At 69.9% G+C, this 14,805-nt stretch carries 16 protein-coding genes; 7 read left to right on the top strand and 9 right to left on the bottom strand.

Going from position 1 to position 14,805, the window contains the following annotated elements; genetic code table 11:
- Positions 1 to 25 precede the first annotated feature (25 nt).
- A complete protein-coding gene (locus VSH64_RS46290; RefSeq protein ID WP_326569081.1) occupies positions 26 to 748 on the top strand; it encodes an SDR family oxidoreductase in 723 nt (240 codons plus the stop codon).
- Positions 749 to 959: 211 nt separating this feature from the next.
- Here VSH64_RS46290 and VSH64_RS46285 read toward each other — a convergent pair whose 3' ends face one another.
- The 3 genes from VSH64_RS46285 to VSH64_RS46275 are packed head-to-tail and all read right to left on the bottom strand — an operon-like array spanning position 960 to position 2,437.
- Complete coding sequence (locus VSH64_RS46285) at positions 960 to 1,454, bottom strand: SRPBCC family protein (protein WP_326569080.1); 495 nt, start codon at positions 1,452 to 1,454, stop codon at positions 960 to 962.
- Positions 1,405 to 1,812, bottom strand: coding sequence for an ArsR/SmtB family transcription factor (locus tag VSH64_RS46280; RefSeq protein ID WP_326569079.1), 408 nt, complete (start codon positions 1,810 to 1,812; stop codon positions 1,405 to 1,407). The genes VSH64_RS46285 and VSH64_RS46280 overlap by 50 nt, the downstream gene beginning before the upstream one ends.
- A 31-nt stretch (positions 1,813 to 1,843) precedes the next feature.
- Positions 1,844 to 2,437, bottom strand: coding sequence for a helix-turn-helix domain-containing protein (locus VSH64_RS46275; RefSeq protein ID WP_326569078.1), 594 nt, complete (start codon positions 2,435 to 2,437; stop codon positions 1,844 to 1,846).
- Between the two features lie 91 nt (positions 2,438 to 2,528).
- Between VSH64_RS46275 and VSH64_RS46270 the strand changes: the two genes are divergently transcribed.
- Positions 2,529 to 3,530, top strand: a complete 1,002-nt coding sequence (locus VSH64_RS46270) for an NAD(P)/FAD-dependent oxidoreductase (protein ID WP_326569077.1) — start codon at positions 2,529 to 2,531, stop codon at positions 3,528 to 3,530.
- Positions 3,531 to 3,532: 2 nt separating this feature from the next.
- Positions 3,533 to 4,162, top strand: coding sequence for an SAM-dependent methyltransferase (locus tag VSH64_RS46265; protein ID WP_326569076.1), 630 nt, complete (start codon positions 3,533 to 3,535; stop codon positions 4,160 to 4,162).
- A 588-nt stretch (positions 4,163 to 4,750) separates the two neighbouring features.
- Here the strand turns inward: VSH64_RS46265 and VSH64_RS46260 are convergent.
- On the bottom strand, positions 4,751 to 5,407 hold the full coding sequence (locus VSH64_RS46260; RefSeq protein WP_326569075.1) for a nucleotidyltransferase family protein: 657 nt from the start codon (positions 5,405 to 5,407) through the stop codon (positions 4,751 to 4,753).
- Positions 5,408 to 5,630: 223 nt separating this feature from the next.
- On the opposite strand from VSH64_RS46260, the gene VSH64_RS46255 reads away from it, so the two are divergent.
- Positions 5,631 to 6,017, top strand: a complete 387-nt coding sequence (locus VSH64_RS46255; RefSeq protein WP_326569074.1) for an MmcQ/YjbR family DNA-binding protein — start codon at positions 5,631 to 5,633, stop codon at positions 6,015 to 6,017.
- Positions 6,018 to 6,147: 130 nt separating this feature from the next.
- Positions 6,148 to 6,942, top strand: a complete 795-nt coding sequence (locus VSH64_RS48630; protein WP_326569073.1) for a hypothetical protein — start codon at positions 6,148 to 6,150, stop codon at positions 6,940 to 6,942.
- Positions 6,943 to 8,119: 1,177 nt separating this feature from the next.
- Here VSH64_RS48630 and VSH64_RS46245 read toward each other — a convergent pair.
- On the bottom strand, positions 8,120 to 8,440 hold the full coding sequence (locus VSH64_RS46245; protein ID WP_326569072.1) for an antibiotic biosynthesis monooxygenase family protein: 321 nt from the start codon (positions 8,438 to 8,440) through the stop codon (positions 8,120 to 8,122).
- 94 nt (positions 8,441 to 8,534) lie between these two features.
- Here VSH64_RS46245 and VSH64_RS46240 point away from each other — a divergent pair, with 94 nt between their 5' ends.
- Both VSH64_RS46240 and VSH64_RS46235 read left to right on the top strand, forming a co-directional pair.
- Positions 8,535 to 8,924: a MarR family winged helix-turn-helix transcriptional regulator gene (locus VSH64_RS46240; protein WP_326569071.1), complete on the top strand. Its 390-nt coding sequence runs from the start codon at positions 8,535 to 8,537 to the stop codon at positions 8,922 to 8,924.
- Positions 8,925 to 10,042: 1,118 nt separating this feature from the next.
- Positions 10,043 to 10,972, top strand: coding sequence for a chitinase (locus tag VSH64_RS46235; RefSeq protein WP_407655612.1), 930 nt, complete (start codon positions 10,043 to 10,045; stop codon positions 10,970 to 10,972).
- A 48-nt stretch (positions 10,973 to 11,020) separates the two neighbouring features.
- Here VSH64_RS46235 and VSH64_RS46230 read toward each other — a convergent pair whose 3' ends face one another.
- From VSH64_RS46230 to VSH64_RS46215, 4 genes are read right to left on the bottom strand one after another with little or no spacing between them, the layout of a single operon-like run.
- The gene (locus VSH64_RS46230; RefSeq protein WP_326569069.1) at positions 11,021 to 11,782 is read right to left on the bottom strand and encodes an HAD family acid phosphatase; all 762 of its coding nucleotides are present in this window, start codon (positions 11,780 to 11,782) and stop codon (positions 11,021 to 11,023) included.
- Positions 11,783 to 11,836: 54 nt separating this feature from the next.
- Positions 11,837 to 13,033 carry a class I SAM-dependent methyltransferase gene (locus VSH64_RS46225; RefSeq protein WP_326569068.1) on the bottom strand — a complete coding sequence of 399 codons (1,197 nt, stop codon included), beginning with the start codon at positions 13,031 to 13,033 and terminating at the stop codon, positions 11,837 to 11,839.
- Between the two features lies 1 nt (position 13,034).
- Positions 13,035 to 14,000, bottom strand: coding sequence for a class I SAM-dependent methyltransferase (locus tag VSH64_RS46220; RefSeq protein WP_326569067.1), 966 nt, complete (start codon positions 13,998 to 14,000; stop codon positions 13,035 to 13,037).
- Positions 13,997 to 14,776 (bottom strand): enoyl-CoA hydratase/isomerase family protein, encoded by a 780-nt coding sequence (locus tag VSH64_RS46215; protein ID WP_326569066.1) that lies wholly within the window; start codon positions 14,774 to 14,776, stop codon positions 13,997 to 13,999. The genes VSH64_RS46220 and VSH64_RS46215 overlap by 4 nt, the downstream gene beginning before the upstream one ends.
- Positions 14,777 to 14,805 lie beyond the last annotated feature (29 nt).

Here is a 14,805-nt window from a genome sequence, read left to right as displayed (position 1 = left end):
CGCGCAGACCTCACGAGGAGCACGCATGAACGGCAAGATCGCGCTGATCACGGGCGCGAGCAGCGGCATCGGGGAGGCCACCGCACTGCGCCTGGCCGCCGACGGTCACCACGTCGTCCTGGGCGCCCGCCGCACCGACCGGCTCGCGGCGCTCACGGAAAAGATCCGCGCGAACGGTGGTTCTGCCGACTTCCGGCAACTGGACGTGACCAGCCTGGAGAGCGTGCGCGCGTTCGTGACGGCCGCGCACGAGAGCCACGGCCGGGTGGACGTGCTCGTGAACAACGCCGGCGTGATGACACTGTCCACCCTGGACAAGCTCCGCGTCGACGACTGGAACCGGATGATCGACGTGAACCTGCGAGGCACGCTGCACGGGATCGCCGCGGTGTTGCCGCTGATGGGCGAAACCGGGGGGCACATCGTGAACGTCGCGTCGACCGCCGGCTTGCGCGTGGATCCGACGGCGGCCGTGTACTGCGCCACGAAGTTCGGGGTGCGGGCGCTCTCCGAGGGGCTGCGCCAGGAGAACACGAACATCCGCGTGACGATCGTCAGCCCCGGCTTCACGCAGTCGGAGCTCGCCGATCAGGGCGGTGATCCGGAGACGCAGGCGGCGGCGCGGGCGGCGAGCGAGCAGCTGGGGATTCCGGCTTCGGCCGTCGCGGACGCCATCGCCTATGCCGTGAGCCAGCCGGCGGCGGTGGACGTGAGCGAGATCGTGGTGCGGCCGACGGCCCAGACCTGAGCCGCTGCGAACCTCGGCTCGGCGTGACGGGTCCCGTCGCGTCGATCCGGTGTGACGGGACCCGTTGCGTCGGTGTTCGGCGCGAGGGGACCCGTCGTGGCCGTTTTCGGCACGACCGGTCCCATCGCGACCGGTCCCATCGCGACACCTGACCCGGCACGACACCCGACTCAGGGCGATCGGAACCGTTGTCCCAGAGGAAATCCGGCACTCAGGCCAGCGACGAGGCCAGCTCCTCCAGCAGGTCCATCTGCTCCTGCATGCCACCCTCCATACCGGACTCGATGATGGCGTCGCGGACTTCGCGGGTGCCCGTCTCCATCAGGATCGACAGGCTGGTGCGGTCGCCCGAACCGGCGAAGGTCGTGGTGGTGATGGCGGCGTCGTCGTCGGACGCGCCGGGGGTTTCGTAGACCTCGCTGCTGACGATGCGTTCGTTGGCGACGATCTCGCGGTATTCGCCGTGGAAGGCGACCTCGAAGCCGCCGTTGGCGTCGAGGACGTAGCGCCAGCGGCCGCCGACGCGCAGGTCGATCTCGACGGACCGCATGGTGCCGCGGCGGCCCGCCCAGAAGCGTTTGACCAGGTCGGGCGTGGTCCACGCACGGTAGACGAGGTGCCGCGGGGCGGCGAACTCGCGGGTGATCAGGATCTGGTCATCGGCCGGCAGGGTCACCTTCGCCGTGCCCGTGGTCGTGTCGGTCATGGTCGCTCTCCTTGCCCGTGGATGGGTCTTCGGTGCCTTCGAGGTCCTCCAGCACGGAGTCCAGCAGCTCGAACCGCTCCTCCCAGGAGCGCTCGAACTGCCGCACCCAGTCGTGGATCGGTTTCAGGGCGCCGCCGTTGAGCCGGTACAGGCGCCGGCGTCCGTCGTCCCGGACGTCGACCGCGCCCACTTCGCGCAGCACGCGCAGGTGCTTGGACACCTGCGGCTGCCCCATGCCGAGCAGCCGGACGAGGTCGTTGACCGGGAACTCGCCGCCGGCGAGCACGTCGAGGATCTCGCGTCGCCGGGGTTCGGCCACGGCGTTGAACACGTCCGTTGTCGTCGCTGCTCGTGCCACGCGACCTATCGTATTCCCATATGGGTATGTGTCAAGAGGACGCGGGACGGGCGCGGACGTGGAACCGCTCCCCCTGTGGCCCGAAAAGGGCGAGGACCTCGCACGGCACGTCGCCGGGGTTGCCGAACCAGTGCGGAACGTGCGTGTCGAACTCCACGACTTCACCCGGTTTGAGGATCACGTCGTGTTCGCCGAGGACGAGCCGCAACTGTCCGGAGAGGACATAGGCCCATTCGTAGCCCTCGTGGACGCGCGGATCGGGGTCTGTTTCCGGCCAGTGAGGCGGGAAGATCTGCTTGTACGCGCGCAGCCCGCCGGGCCGGCGCGTGAGCGGCAGGAATGTGACGCCGTGGCGCACGAAGGAGTTCGTGCGCAGCCGGGGGTCGCTGGTCGGCGCGGTGCCGACGAGCTCGTCGAGCGGCACCTGGTGCGCCCGAGCAAGGGTGAGCAGCAGTTCGAGCGTCGGCTTGCGTTGGCCGGATTCGAGGCGAGAGAGCGTGCTCACCGAGATGCCCGTGGTCTCCGACAGCTGCGCGAGCGTGGCGTTGTTCTCCTGACGCAGCGCCCGCAGTCGTGGGCCGACCGATTCGAGGACGCCGTCGACGTCCGGAAGTTCACCGTCCATGTCTCCATTTGCTACTTCGGCAAACGTATTTGTCAAGTCGGCGAGTTCTGCGGATAGTCCGAGGGGAGGGACGAACACACAGGAGGACCAGGTGAACGAGAATTACGACGTCGTGGTGGTCGGCGGCGGTGCCGCCGGCCTCAGCGGCGCGGTGGTGCTGGCGCGCTCGCGGCGTTCCGTGCTGGTGGTGGACGCCGGCGAGCCCCGCAACGCGCCCGCCGGCCACGTGCACAACTACCTCGCCCGCGAGAGCACGCCGCCTGCCGAGCTGCTGGCGATCGGGCGGGAAGAACTGATCGGCTACGGGGGCGAGATCGTGGCCGGCGCGGCGACCTCGGCGGCCGCGGTCGACGGCGGCTTCGTCGTCGGGCTGGCCGACGGGCGGACCACGAAGGCGCGTCGCCTCCTGGTGGCGACGGGGCTCGTGGACGAGCTGCCCGACGTCGCCGGCGTCGCCGAGCGGTGGGGCCGCGACGTGCTGCACTGCCCGTTCTGCCACGGGTGGGAAGCGCGTGACCAGGCGATCGGCGTGCTGGCGACGAACCCGATGGCCGTGCACCAGGCGCTGATGTGGCGGCAGCTGTCGAACGACGTGGTCGTTTTCCGGCACACGGTGACGTTCGACGGGGAGCAGCTCGCACAGTTGTCGGCACGCGGGATCCGGGTGGTCGACGGCGAGGTGGCGGCGTTGCGAGTGGAGGACGACGCGCTGACCGGGGTCGTGCTGCGCTCGGGAGACGTGGTGGCGCGCGAGGCCGTGGTGGTCGCGCCGCGGTTCACGGCGCGGGCCGATCTGCTCGTGTCGCTGGGGTTGGAGCCGGTGGCGCTGGAGGTGGACGGGCACGTGATCGGCAGCTCGGTACCCGCCGACGCGAACGGGGCCACCGCGGTGCCCGGCGTGTGGGTGGCGGGGAATGTGACGGACATGAAGTCGCAGGTGATCGTGTCGGCGGCGGCCGGGCTCATGGCCGGCGCGGCGATCAACGGCGACCTGGTGGCCGACGACGTACGACGGGCGCGGGAACCCTTCGCGCACGAACTGGAACGACAGGTCGCCGAGCTGGTCGGCGGCCCGACGAAGCACGGGGTGTGACGATGGCCGAGCAGCACGAAGAAGTTCCCTTCGACCAGGATTCCTGGGACGAGCGGTACCGGTCGAAGCCCGCGATCTGGAGCGGGCGGCCCAATGAGCAGCTCGTGACGGAAGCGGCCGACCTGCGTCCGGGCAGCGCGCTCGACGCGGGGTCCGGCGAAGGCGGCGACGCGGTGTGGCTCGCGCAGAACGGCTGGCGCGTGACGGCCGCCGACTTCGCCGCCACCGCCCTCGACCGCGGTGCGGCGCAGGCGGCCGAGCTCGGGCTGGGCGACCGGATCCGGTGGCTTACGACGGACCTCACGACGTGGGTGCCGGACGAGAAGTACGACCTGGTCACGTCACATTTCCTGCACCTGCCGACGGCTCAGCGGGTGCCGATCTTCGCGCGGCTCGCGGACGCGGTGGCGCCGGGCGGGACGTTGCTGATCGTCGGCCACCACCCGACCGACGTGGCGGGCGCCGCGCATCGGCCGAACGTGCCGGACATGTTCTTCCTGGCGGAGGACGTGGCGGGGACGCTGGACTCGTCGTGGGAGTCCGTGGTGACCGAGGCGCGCGACCGGACGACGGTGATGGAGGGGCACGAGGTGGCTATTCGCGACACGGTGCTGGTGGCGCGTAAGCGGTGAATTTCCTGGCCGGGCGCCTGTTGCCGTTGAGTGGCGACGGGGGTCCGGCCGGGTCTTGCGCCGGCGTGGGTCAGGGGCGGTCAGGTTTTTGTGCGGGTTTCGTGGTGGGTGGTGTCGTCTGCGGAGGCTCGGCACGTGTTCGAGCGGGTTCGCCGTTGAGTGGCGATGGGAGTCCGGCCGGGTCTTGCGCCGAAGTGCGGGTAGGCCAGGGGGCGGCAGGTTCTTGTGTGGGTTTCGCGGTGGACGATGTCGTCCGCGGCCGCTCGGCACGGGCAGGTGTTCGAGGGAATTCGCCGTTGAGTGGCGATGCGAGTCCGGCCGGGTCTTGAGCCGAAGTGCGGGTGGGTCCGGGGCGGCAGGTTTTGTGCGGGTTTTCGTGGTTGACGGTGTCGCCTGCGGTCGGCACGGCACGTGTTCGAGCGGGTTCGCCGTTGAACGGCGATGGGTGTCCGGCCGGGTCTTGCGCGGGTGTCACGGGTGACAGGTTCTTGTGTGGGTTTCGCGGTGGACGGTGTCGTCCGCGGCCGCTCGGCGCGGCAGGTTTACGAGGGGATTCGCCGTTGAGTGGCGAGCAGGTCTTCGCGTGGGTCAGGCGCGGTTCCGGTAGGCGCGGATCTTCTCGACCCGGTTGGTGAGGCCGCGTCGCCGGTTGACGGCGAGTTGCAGGTCCAGCGGGGCGACGGGGATGTCGTGGCCGTGCCAGTGGACGTGGTCCAGGCGGGCGGCGGCGGTGGGGCCCTGTTCGTGTGGTTCGGGGTCGTCGACGTCGGCGTGGACGCTCGCGATCCATTCGAGCAGGCAGCCGGCGAAGGCGCGGCCGCCGGTGTCGGCGATCCAGCCGGTCATGGTGGTGACGGGTTCGACCAGAAGATCGGCGAGGAGGTTTCCGGCGAGGTGGGCGTCGTCGACGCAGAGGTCGAGGTCGCCGGGGTCGACGTCGATGCCGCGGAGGGCCAGGGCGCCGGAGCCGTAGAGGAACCAACGCAGGCAGGTGCCTTCGACGCGGTTCAGGAAGACCTCCAGGGCGTGGGGCCAGGGCACGGGGCGTTGTCTGGCGCTCTGAAGGAGCATTTCCTCGAGGTGGCGAGCGAAGTTGGTGTGGGTGCGTAGGACGTCGCCCGTGGCGGACAACCTGCGGGTGAAGGTGTCGGCGGTGGGGGTGAAGCCCATGTGCTGCAGGCGTTGGCGGTAGAGCGGGACGTCGGTGCGTACTTCGTAGGTCGCCCAGCCGTCGCGGATTTCCACCGAGGTGGTGAGAGCTGCCGTGGGATGGAGGGTTTGTCGGGCTGGGTTGTCGTGGTGCATCAGGCGGGTGGGGCGAACGGCGGCCGGGGGTCGTGGGTGGTGGCGGTGGACATGGCGTGCCTTTCCGAATCAGCGTCGGCGTGCTGATCGGATCATGCCCGGAACTGCTGTGAGGCGGGTGAAAACGCCGTGGGTCGGCGACGAGCGGGCTAGCCTTTGCCGCATGGCGACCTGGGAAGACGTGGATCGGCTGGGCGCGCGGCTGCCGGGGACGGAGCTGGTGGTGAAGCGCGAGACGCGGTCGTGGGGCGTGAAGGGCAAGGCGTACGCGTGGGAGCGTCCGCTGCGGAAGGTGGACCTCGAGGCGCTGGGCGACGCGGCGCCGGAAGGGGACGTGCTCGCGGTGCGCGTGCCGGATGTCGGGGCGAAGGACGCGTTGCTGGCGGATGACCCGGGCATCTTCTTCACGACGCCGCATTTCGACGGTTATCCGGCGATTCTGGTGCGGCTGGGGGAAGTCGACTTGGCGACGTTGGAGGAGGCGTTGGTCGAGGGGTGGCTGTGCCGGGTGCCGAAGCGGGTGGGGCGGGAGTTTCTCGAGCAACGGTGAGGAACGGCCGGAGGTCTTTCGAGAGCGTGGTGCCGCCGGGAGTTCCGGGCGGCGCATGATCTCCGGAAAAGCGGCTAAACTGCGGCCGCTCGCCCGCGAGTGCGGAGCGATGGGGCCGAGGGAGACGCGGATGCGCAAGCTCGTCGTGGTGGTGGCGGTAGTCGCCGGGTTGGTCGCTTCGACGGGGGTTGCGTCGGCGAGTGTCGGTTCAGCGGTGACGGTGGGGGGTGCGGTCGCGAGCCCGAAGTCGTATTCGGCGGCGGAGCTGGCGGGCGCGGATCTCGATCAGCTGGTGACGGCGTCGGCGCCGCAGCTGCCGCCGGGTAAGAACACGGCGTTGCGGGTGACGGTTTCGGTGAGTGGGGCGCACCGGTCGGTGACGTTCGCGCTCGCGGAGCTGGATCCGGCGTTCGGCAACCACCCGGCGGTGTTCCGGACGGCGGGGCGTGGGGTGGACCTGACGGTGCCGGGTGATCGAAACGCTTCGCGCACGGTGACCGGGGTGCGGTCGGTGCGCGTGGCGGTGTCCGACGCGGGCCCGGCGACGCACGCGGTGCGGGTGACCGTGGGCCGCCGGACGGTGACGCTGCCGCCGGCCCTGCTGGCGCACCTGCCGCGCCGGACGGTGACGGCGACGTTCGCGGCTGGGGATACGCCGCAGACGCACACGGAGTCCGGGCCGTCGCTGGCGTTGGTGCTGCTGGTGGCGGGCGTGTTGCCGACGCCGGACAAGACCGTGGTGGCGGTGGGGTCGGACGGATACGGGGCTGCGGTGACGTTGGCGGAGGAGTCCGCGGGTGGGCGGCCGTTGGTGCTGTCGACGGTGGAGGACGGGGTGGCGTTGGAGTTGCCGCGGTTGGTGCCGTTGGGGGATGTGAAGGGTGGGCGGTATGTGTCTGGGGTTACGGCGTTGGCGGTTGGTTGAGTGAGCTTGTGGTGGTGAGGCTGGGTGTTGGGGTTGGGTGGCTGGGGCTGTTGGGTCTTTGAGTTGCCCGGGGGTGGTGGTTCGGGGATGTGGGGCTGGGCGGGGTGTGGTGGGGGTCGCCGGTGAGGGGCGGCGGCGGCAGGGGCGTCGCGTGGGGAGCTGGCGGGGGTTGCCGCGGAGTGGCGAAACCAGAGGGCGGTCTGTGGCCGGCAATTTTGAACGTTGCGGCCGCGGCCGGACTACGCATTGCGGTAGTTGATGCGGGTCGCCGCTGAGTGCCAAAGGCCAGCCTGCGGCGGCCTGACAATCCCGAACACTGCGGCCGCGCCAGGACCACGCGATGCGGTGGTTGCGGCGGGTCGGCGCGGTGTGACGAATCAGAGGCCAGCCTGCGCCTGCCGACAATCCCGAACGCTGCGGCCGCGCCAGAACCACGAAATGCGGTGGTTGCAGCGGGTCGCCGCTGAGCGGCCAATCGAAGGCCACCCTGCGGCCCACAACCCCGAACACTGCCGCCGCGCCAGAACCACGCAACGCGGTCGTTGCAGCGGGTCGCCGCTGAGCGGCCAATCAAAAGCCAGCCTGCGTCGGCCCACAATCCAACACTGCAGCCGCGCCAGAACCACGCAATCCGGTCGTTGCAGCGGGTCGCCGCTGAGCGGCCAATCAAACTGCGGCCGGGCCAGGACACGAAATGCGGTGGTTGCAGCGGGTCGCTGCTGAGCGGCCAATCGAAGGCCACCCTGCGGCCCACAACCCCGAACACTGCGGCCGCACCAGGACCACGCAACGCGGTCGTTGCGGCGGGTCGCCGCTGAGCGGCCAATCGAAGGCCACCCTGCGGCCCACAACCCCGAACACTGCGGCCGCACCAGGACGACGCGATGTGGTGTTGCGGTGGGTCGCCGCTGAGCGGCAACGGCTGGACCTCGACGTCGACGTTGGGCTGGATTCGTTGCCGAGCGTCGAAGCGTGCTTGAGCCGAGACGGCCGTCTGCGGACTGCCGAGCATCGCAATTAGCGGCTCGCCGACAACGGGAGCGGCGATGCCCGCCGCATGCTTTCGAGCAGGCGTGAGGGCTGTGGTGCTTCCGGCAGCCAGGCTCGCGTTGGTGCTGCGAATCCGAAAGGGACGTGCGGGTCCGCCGCGGCCGTTGCTTCTGGGTGCGCGAGTGCGTCAGCGGTGGTGGGTTGAGGTGACGGTGTAGAGGTGCGGGTCGTAGGTGGCGAGGGCGGCAGCTGCGGCCAGGTGGGGGCGGCAGGCCGGGTCGGCGAGCATGGCCTCGAAGTGGGCGACGTCGGTCCATTGGGCGTAGTTGAGGACGCGGGTGCCGTCGGTGCTGGTGTGGATGTTGGCGGAGATGAAGCCCTCGCGGTGGCGGATGTGGTGTTCCGTGGCGGATACCAGGACGTCGACGAGTTCTTGCTGGTGGGCTGGGTCGACGGTGAAGACGTTGATCAGGGTGATGAGGTCGGCGGTCGGGTCGATCTGGGTCATGACGAGCCTCCTTTGACAGGTTCCTGACATGCTCAGTATGTGTAAGGTTCCTGTCATGAGTCAAGGTGGGACGGCCGGGCGGCCTGGGTACCTGGTGAAGCGGGTGCAGGTGGAGTTGCGGCAAGTGTGCGACGAGGGGTTGCGGCCGATGGGGTTGTCGATGTCGCAGTACGCCGTGTTGCGGGCGTTGGCGGATCGGCCCGGGGCGTCGGCCGCGGAGGTGGCTCGGAGGTGTTTCGTGACGAGGCAGTCGTTGCGGGATGTGTTGGGCGGGTTGACCAAGGCGAAGCTGGTGGAGGTCGCCGAGGAGGCGACGGTGGGGCGGGCGCGGCCGGTGACCCTCACCCGCGCAGGGAAGGCGCACCTGCAGGCGGCGGAGAAGGTTGTGGGCGAAGCGGAAGAGCGGATGCTCGACGGGCTGGATGACGGGGAGCGGCAGAACCTTGCTGCGCTGCTGCAGAGGTGTGCGTCGAACCTCGAGTGACAGCGGAGCGACGAGACTCGCCACGGTGGCGCAGAGTTCCGCGACAAGCCCGAGCGCCCCGGAGCCGCCGACATTCGCGGCGCCGGCACACAGGTGCACGGCAAACCTGAGTGCCCCGGAGCGGCCGAGTGATCCGGAGCAGCAGAACCTCGCCACCTGGTGCCGCGGCGCGGGGCGAACCCCGAACGGGACCAGGTCACGACGTTGGATCAGGCGACCTGATCAGAGTTCTGACACGGGAGGTCGCGGCTTCGCCCCCCCCGACGGGGCCGACGAAGCGGTGCTGCGCCCGTCGCCGGTGTCGCCGCCGACGAGGCGCAGAAGATCGCCGAGCCACCGCCCCGGAGCCGGGGCGAGCGCCGGCGGGAGAACCTCGCGGCACTGCCATAGAAATGCGGACGAACGCTGAGCGACCGCGAGCGCCAGAACCTCGCTGCGCTGCCGCAGCGACGCGGGACGAACCCGAGCGATGACGAGTCGCGGAAGCTCACTGCAGCGACGCAGGCGCTCGGTAAGCCCTGAGTGGCCGGGGGCCGCAGAATCTCGAGACACCGTTGCCGAGGCGCGCGACGAACGCCGAGCGACGAGGAGCCGCGGCGGCGCAGGGGTGCGACGGACCCGGAGTGGGCCAGAACGTCGGGCCGCGGTTGCGGAGGCGCGGGACGAGCGGCAAGCAAAGGAGTCGCGGGACCTCGTCGCGGCGGCACTGGGGTGCGACAGACCCGGAGTGCGCCAGAACGTCGGACCACGGTTGCGGAAGCGCGGGACGAACGGCCAAGCAAAGGAGTCGCGGGACCTCGTCGCAGCGGCGCATGGGTGCGAGGCGGACCCTGAGTGCCCGCGAGCGAAGAATTCTGCCGCGCTGTTGCAGCGGCAGCGAAGGGAACCCCACAAAGCCTGGAGCAGCAGAAACGAGCCACACGGACACACTGGCGCGTGGACAGCGAAGGGTGCCCGGTGGGCGGGACACATCCGAATGGCCTATGGCCCGACTCACATTATTGGTCTATACCATTTGGACAAGAGTTTCCCGTTCCCCGGTCCCCGTTGTGGAGGTTCCACCGATGAAGCTTCCCTCTCCCCGAAAGTTGCTGGTCGCCCTTGGAGGTGTGCTGGCTGTGGCCGCTGGGGTGGCCGCGCCGGCGCAGGCGGGGGTGGCGGCGGCCGGTTCGCCGGTGCCCGTGGCGCCCTATGTGGATATGGGGGCGTGGCCGACGCCGGTGTTGTCGGCGATGTCGGCGAAGAGTGGCGTGAAGGGGTTCACGCTCGGGTTTGTGACCGGGGCCGGCTGTAAGGCCAGCTGGTTCAACGCCTACGACCCGCGCGCGGCGTGGCAGGCGAGTGAGATCGCGAAGATCCGGTCGGGCGGCGGCGACGTGAAGGTGTCGTTCGGGGGTGCGTCGGGCATTGAGCTGGCGCAGGCGTGCAGCAGTGTGTCCGCGCTCGCGGCCGAGTACGACGCGGTGGTGAAGGCGTACGGCCTCAAGTACATCGACCTCGACATCGAGGGTGCGGCCGTGGCGGACACCGCGTCGATCCAGCGGCGGTCGCAGGCACTGAAAACGGTGCAGAACAACAACCCCGGCCTGAAGATCTCGCTGACGCTGCCGGTGCTGCCCAACGGCCTCGACAGCAACGGCCTCGGCGTGGTGAACGCGGCCAAGGCGGCCGGCGTGAACCTCGACCTGGTCAACGTGATGGCCATGGACTACTACCAGGGCGCGGGCGACCAGGGCGCCAAGGCGATCTCCGCCGCCAAGGCCACCCAGGCGCAGCTCAAGTCCATCTTCGGACTCTCGGACGCGGCCGCGTGGAAGAAGGTGGGGCTCACGCCGATGCTGGGCGTGAACGACTCCCAGAACGAGATCTTCTACCAGAAGGACGCCACCGCGGTGGTGAACTTCGCGAAGGGCGTGCACCTGGGCATGCTGGCGTTCTGGGAAGCCGGCCGCGACGCCAACGCGTGCAACGGCGCGCTTTACCGCTGCACCAACGTTTCGCAGCAGCCCTACGAGTTCTCGAAGATCTTCGCCGGGTACAACGGCTGACCCGACGCCGCCCCGGGTGTCCACACCGGACACCCGGGGCGGCGGCCGTCACGGCAGGTAGTACATCGGGTTCGGCAGCTTCACGGGACGGTCGGCGTACCCGCCCTCGAGGTCGCTGAACTGGTCGCCGAGGTTGAGCACGATGTGGGCGCCCGTGGCCTGGATGTGGGCGCGGGTGCCCGACTTGTACTGGATCGTGGTGCAGGTCAGGCCGCACGGCAGGTAGTCCGGCGCGGTGCCGGCCGGCTTGAAGAACGCGCCGGCCGGGGCCGGGTAGCCCTCATTGGCCAGGTTCTTCAGCGACTGCGGCCCCTGCGGAGTGCTGCGGCCGGTGAGGAAGTAGATCTTCACCCCGCGCTGCGAAGCCCAGTTCGCCAGCTCCAGCACGGGCTTGTTGGCCACGAACGTGCCGTTGTCGATCGCCGCCTGCTGCTTCACGGGGTCGAAGCCGAAGTCGTTGTCGGCCTCCCAGCCGTAGGTGACCTCGGAGGTGTCGTCGACGTCGAGCACGATCGCCGGGTTCTTCACCTTGCCGAGCTTCTGCGTGAGGTAACGCTTCGCGTCCGTGACGACGCGCTGGGTGTCGGTGGCGAAGCGGCTCGTCTCCGAGAAGTGGTGCTTGCCCGACGCGTCGAGGTAGTCACCGTAGTAGGCCTTCACGTCGTTCTTGACCTGGCCGATGTTCGCCGGCTCCCGCCCGTGGGCCGCGGTCACGGCATCGGAGCCGGCCAGCGCGGTCGCGCCACCCGCGACAGTGGCGCCGATCGCCGCGGCGGCGGCGAGCTTGAACAGGACGGGAAAACGAGACACGGCGACCCCTCCAACATGAACGTCAGGTTAACTGCGCCCGGAATCTACGCCACCTCACGCGTGGAGAGAACCCTCCGAAGGAATGCGTTCGGCGCGGCAGACGAAGGCCACCGGCGACCGGCCGATGCGCGTGAGCACCACAGTGGACTCGGCGGCCCCGCGTGGTTTCAACCGGCGGCGCAGCGCGTCCGGGTCGATGTCGAGACCACGCACGAGGATCTCCAGCCGGCCCACGTCGAGGCGTTTCAGCGTGGCGCGCAGAGATTTTTCACTGAACGGTCCGTGCTCCAGCACCCGGAAGGCGCGCACGCCCGGCGGCGGGGTGTCGCCGGTGAGGTAGGCGATGCGTTCGTCGAGCTGCCACAGGCCATGGCGCGCCGCGTAGTGCCGGACGAGGCCGGCGCGCACCACGGCACCGTCGGGGTCGATGATCCACTCCCCCGGCGGCGAAGCCGGCAGCTCGTCCGGATCGGTGTCGACGACCGTCCACTGAGTACCGTCCGAACGCAACACCGTGGCCCGGCGGGAGACGCTCGTGTCGAGGCCCCGCCAGAGACAGGCTTCCCGCACGGCGCCGTCGAGCGAGACCAGCTCCACCTCCGAAGCCCACGGCGCGATGGCGAAGTCCAGGCCCGGCGCGCACTTCACCGACAGGACGCGTCCCGGATACGCGGCGACGAGCTCGTCCAGCGGCGGCAGGAAGTCGGCCGGTTTCCACGTGCGCCGTCCGGCCGAGTCACGCCGGGCCGGGTCGGCGACCACCACCGTGTCGCGGCTGACCGGACGCAGCGCGTCGGCCTGGACCACACCGGCGGAAACACCGGCCGCGACCACGTTGTGCCGCGCCATCTCCAGCCGTACCCGGTCCACATCGGACCCCAGCGCCCGCGAAGCCACCCGCGCGAGCTCCACCAGATCCGCCCCGACGGAGCACGTCACGTCGTGCACCGCGCGGCCCGCCAGCCGCGACGCCCGGTGCCGCGCCACCGCCGTCGCGCTCGCCTGCTGCAGCGCGTCACCCGTGAACAGCCACGAACCCGCATCGGCCAGCTTCAGCGCGGACTTCCGCCGCAGCACCACCGTTTCCAGCACCGCGGCCGCGAACCGCTCCCCCACCGCACGGCGTACGGCGGCGACGTCGGTGATGCGGGAAGCGTCCGTGAGCGGCAGCGCCGCGCACTCGGCGAGCGCCGCCCGTCCCGCGGCGGAGCGCAGGAAGGCGACGTCGTCGAGCGAGAAACCGTAAGCCAATTCAGGACGGCCGCTTGGTCCCGGTGATCATCACGTTGTAGAACAGCCCACGCGGCAGCACCTTCGAGAGCACCTTCTTGTCCAAAGCGGACAGCCGCAGCCACAGGTGGTAGGCGAACAGGCGCCACCGCACCGTGAGCTTCTCCGCCGGCACCGCCGCCTCGAACGTGCGGATCGGCCAGCCGGCCAGCGCCGCGGAGAACTCGTCGGTCACCGCGCGCACGTCCTGGCCACCCGCACCACGCGCCATCGCCTCGAGCTCCGACGGGTCGAAGGTGTGGATGTCCACCACGGCTTCCAGGGCCGCCGCCCGCGACGACTCGTCCAGCTCGGACTGCGGCCGCCGCCAGCCGTTGAGCACCGGCAGCTTCGTGACGCGCGTGGTGAGGTACCACGTGATCTGGCCCAGCTTGCGCGCGTAGAAGTCGCCGACCTTGGTCGGCTCGCCCGCGAAGACGAACCGCCCGCCCGGCTTCAGCACGCGCAGCACCTCGCCGAACGCCTGGCGCACGTCGGGGATGTGGTGCAGCACGGCATGGCCCACCACGAGGTCGAAAGTGTTGTCCTCGTAGGGAATCCGCTCGGCGTCGGCCACCCGGCCGTCGACGTCGAGGCCCAGCTTCTCCGCGTTGCGCAGCGCGACCTGAACCATGCCGGGCGAGAGGTCCGTGACGGACCCCTTCTTCGCGACGCCGCCCTGCATGAGGTTGAGCAGGAAGAACCCGGTGCCGCTGCCCAGCTCCATCGCGTGGCCGTAGGGCTGGCCGTCTTCGCCCGCGACGGCGTTGAACACGTCGGTGGCGTAGGAGATGCAGCGCTCGTCGTACGAGATCGACCACTTCTCGTCGTACGTGCCGGCTTCCCAGTCGTGGTAGAGCACGTTGGCGAGCTTGGGGTCGGCGTAGGCCGCCTTGACCTCGTCTTCCGTGGCGTGCGGGTTCGGAGCCGGGTCGGACACGGTGGTCACTTCCCCTCGAAAACGGCCTTGCCGGGGCCGTTCTCCACAAAGGACTTCATGCCGTTCTTCTGGTCCTCGGTGGCCCACAGCGCGGTGAACAGCTGCGTCTCGATCTTCAGGCCGGTGGCCAGGTCGACGTCGAGGCCCGAGTCGATGGCGGTCTTCGCGGCCTTGAGCGCCACGGCCGGGCCGTTGGCGAACTGCGCGGCCCACTTGTGCGCGGCGGCGTACACGTCGTCCGGCGCCACGACCTCGTCGACGATGCCGAGCTTCAGCGCTTCGTCGGCCTTCACGAACCGGCCGGTGAACACCAGGTCCTTGGTCTTGCTCGGCCCGATCAGGCGCGCGAGGCGCTGCGTGCCGCCGGCGCCCGGGATGATGCCGAGCTGGATCTCCGGCTGGCCCACCTTCACGTTGTCGCCCGCCACTCGCCAGTCCGCGGTGAGCGCCAGCTCCAGGCCGCCGCCGAGCGCGTAGCCCGTGATGGCCGCGACGACCGGCTTCGGGATGGCCGCGACGAGCGAGCACGACGCGGTGAGCTCGGCCCCGAACTTCGAGATCTCCGGGTAGGTGCGGTTGCCCATCTCCTTGATGTCCGCGCCGCCGGCGAAGGTCTTCTCGCCGCCGTAGAGGATCACCGCGCGCACGTCTTCGCGGTTCGCGGCCTCGCGCGCGGCGTCGGCGAGCTCGGTCTGCAGCTGGTTGTTGATCGCGTTGACCGGCGGCCGGTTCAGCCGGATCGTGCCGACTCCGCCTTCAACTTCCAGGTTGACGAACTCTCCCACGCCGTTTCCTCCTCGTTGACGAACTGCCG

Origin of the sequence: Amycolatopsis rhabdoformis, assembly GCF_035918295.1 — a bacterium.
GTDB lineage: Bacteria > Actinomycetota > Actinomycetes > Mycobacteriales > Pseudonocardiaceae > Amycolatopsis > Amycolatopsis rhabdoformis.
Note: the sequence above shows the minus strand (reverse complement) of the source record. Positions and strands in the feature narration are given on the sequence as shown.

Excerpts from the sequence above, each read along its gene's own strand:
- VSH64_RS46290 (WP_326569081.1), top strand. The coding sequence starts at position 26 with ATGAACGGCAAGATCGCGCTGATCACGGGCGCGAGCAGCGGCATCGGG.
- VSH64_RS46285 (WP_326569080.1), bottom strand. The coding sequence starts at position 1,454 with ATGACCGACACGACCACGGGCACGGCGAAGGTGACCCTGCCGGCCGAT.
- VSH64_RS46275 (WP_326569078.1), bottom strand. The coding sequence starts at position 2,437 with ATGGACGGTGAACTTCCGGACGTCGACGGCGTCCTCGAATCGGTCGGC.
- VSH64_RS46265 (WP_326569076.1), top strand. The coding sequence starts at position 3,533 with ATGGCCGAGCAGCACGAAGAAGTTCCCTTCGACCAGGATTCCTGGGAC.
- VSH64_RS46255 (WP_326569074.1), top strand. The coding sequence starts at position 5,631 with ATGGCGACCTGGGAAGACGTGGATCGGCTGGGCGCGCGGCTGCCGGGG.
- VSH64_RS48630 (WP_326569073.1), top strand. The coding sequence starts at position 6,148 with ATGCGCAAGCTCGTCGTGGTGGTGGCGGTAGTCGCCGGGTTGGTCGCT.
- VSH64_RS46245 (WP_326569072.1), bottom strand. The coding sequence starts at position 8,440 with ATGACCCAGATCGACCCGACCGCCGACCTCATCACCCTGATCAACGTC.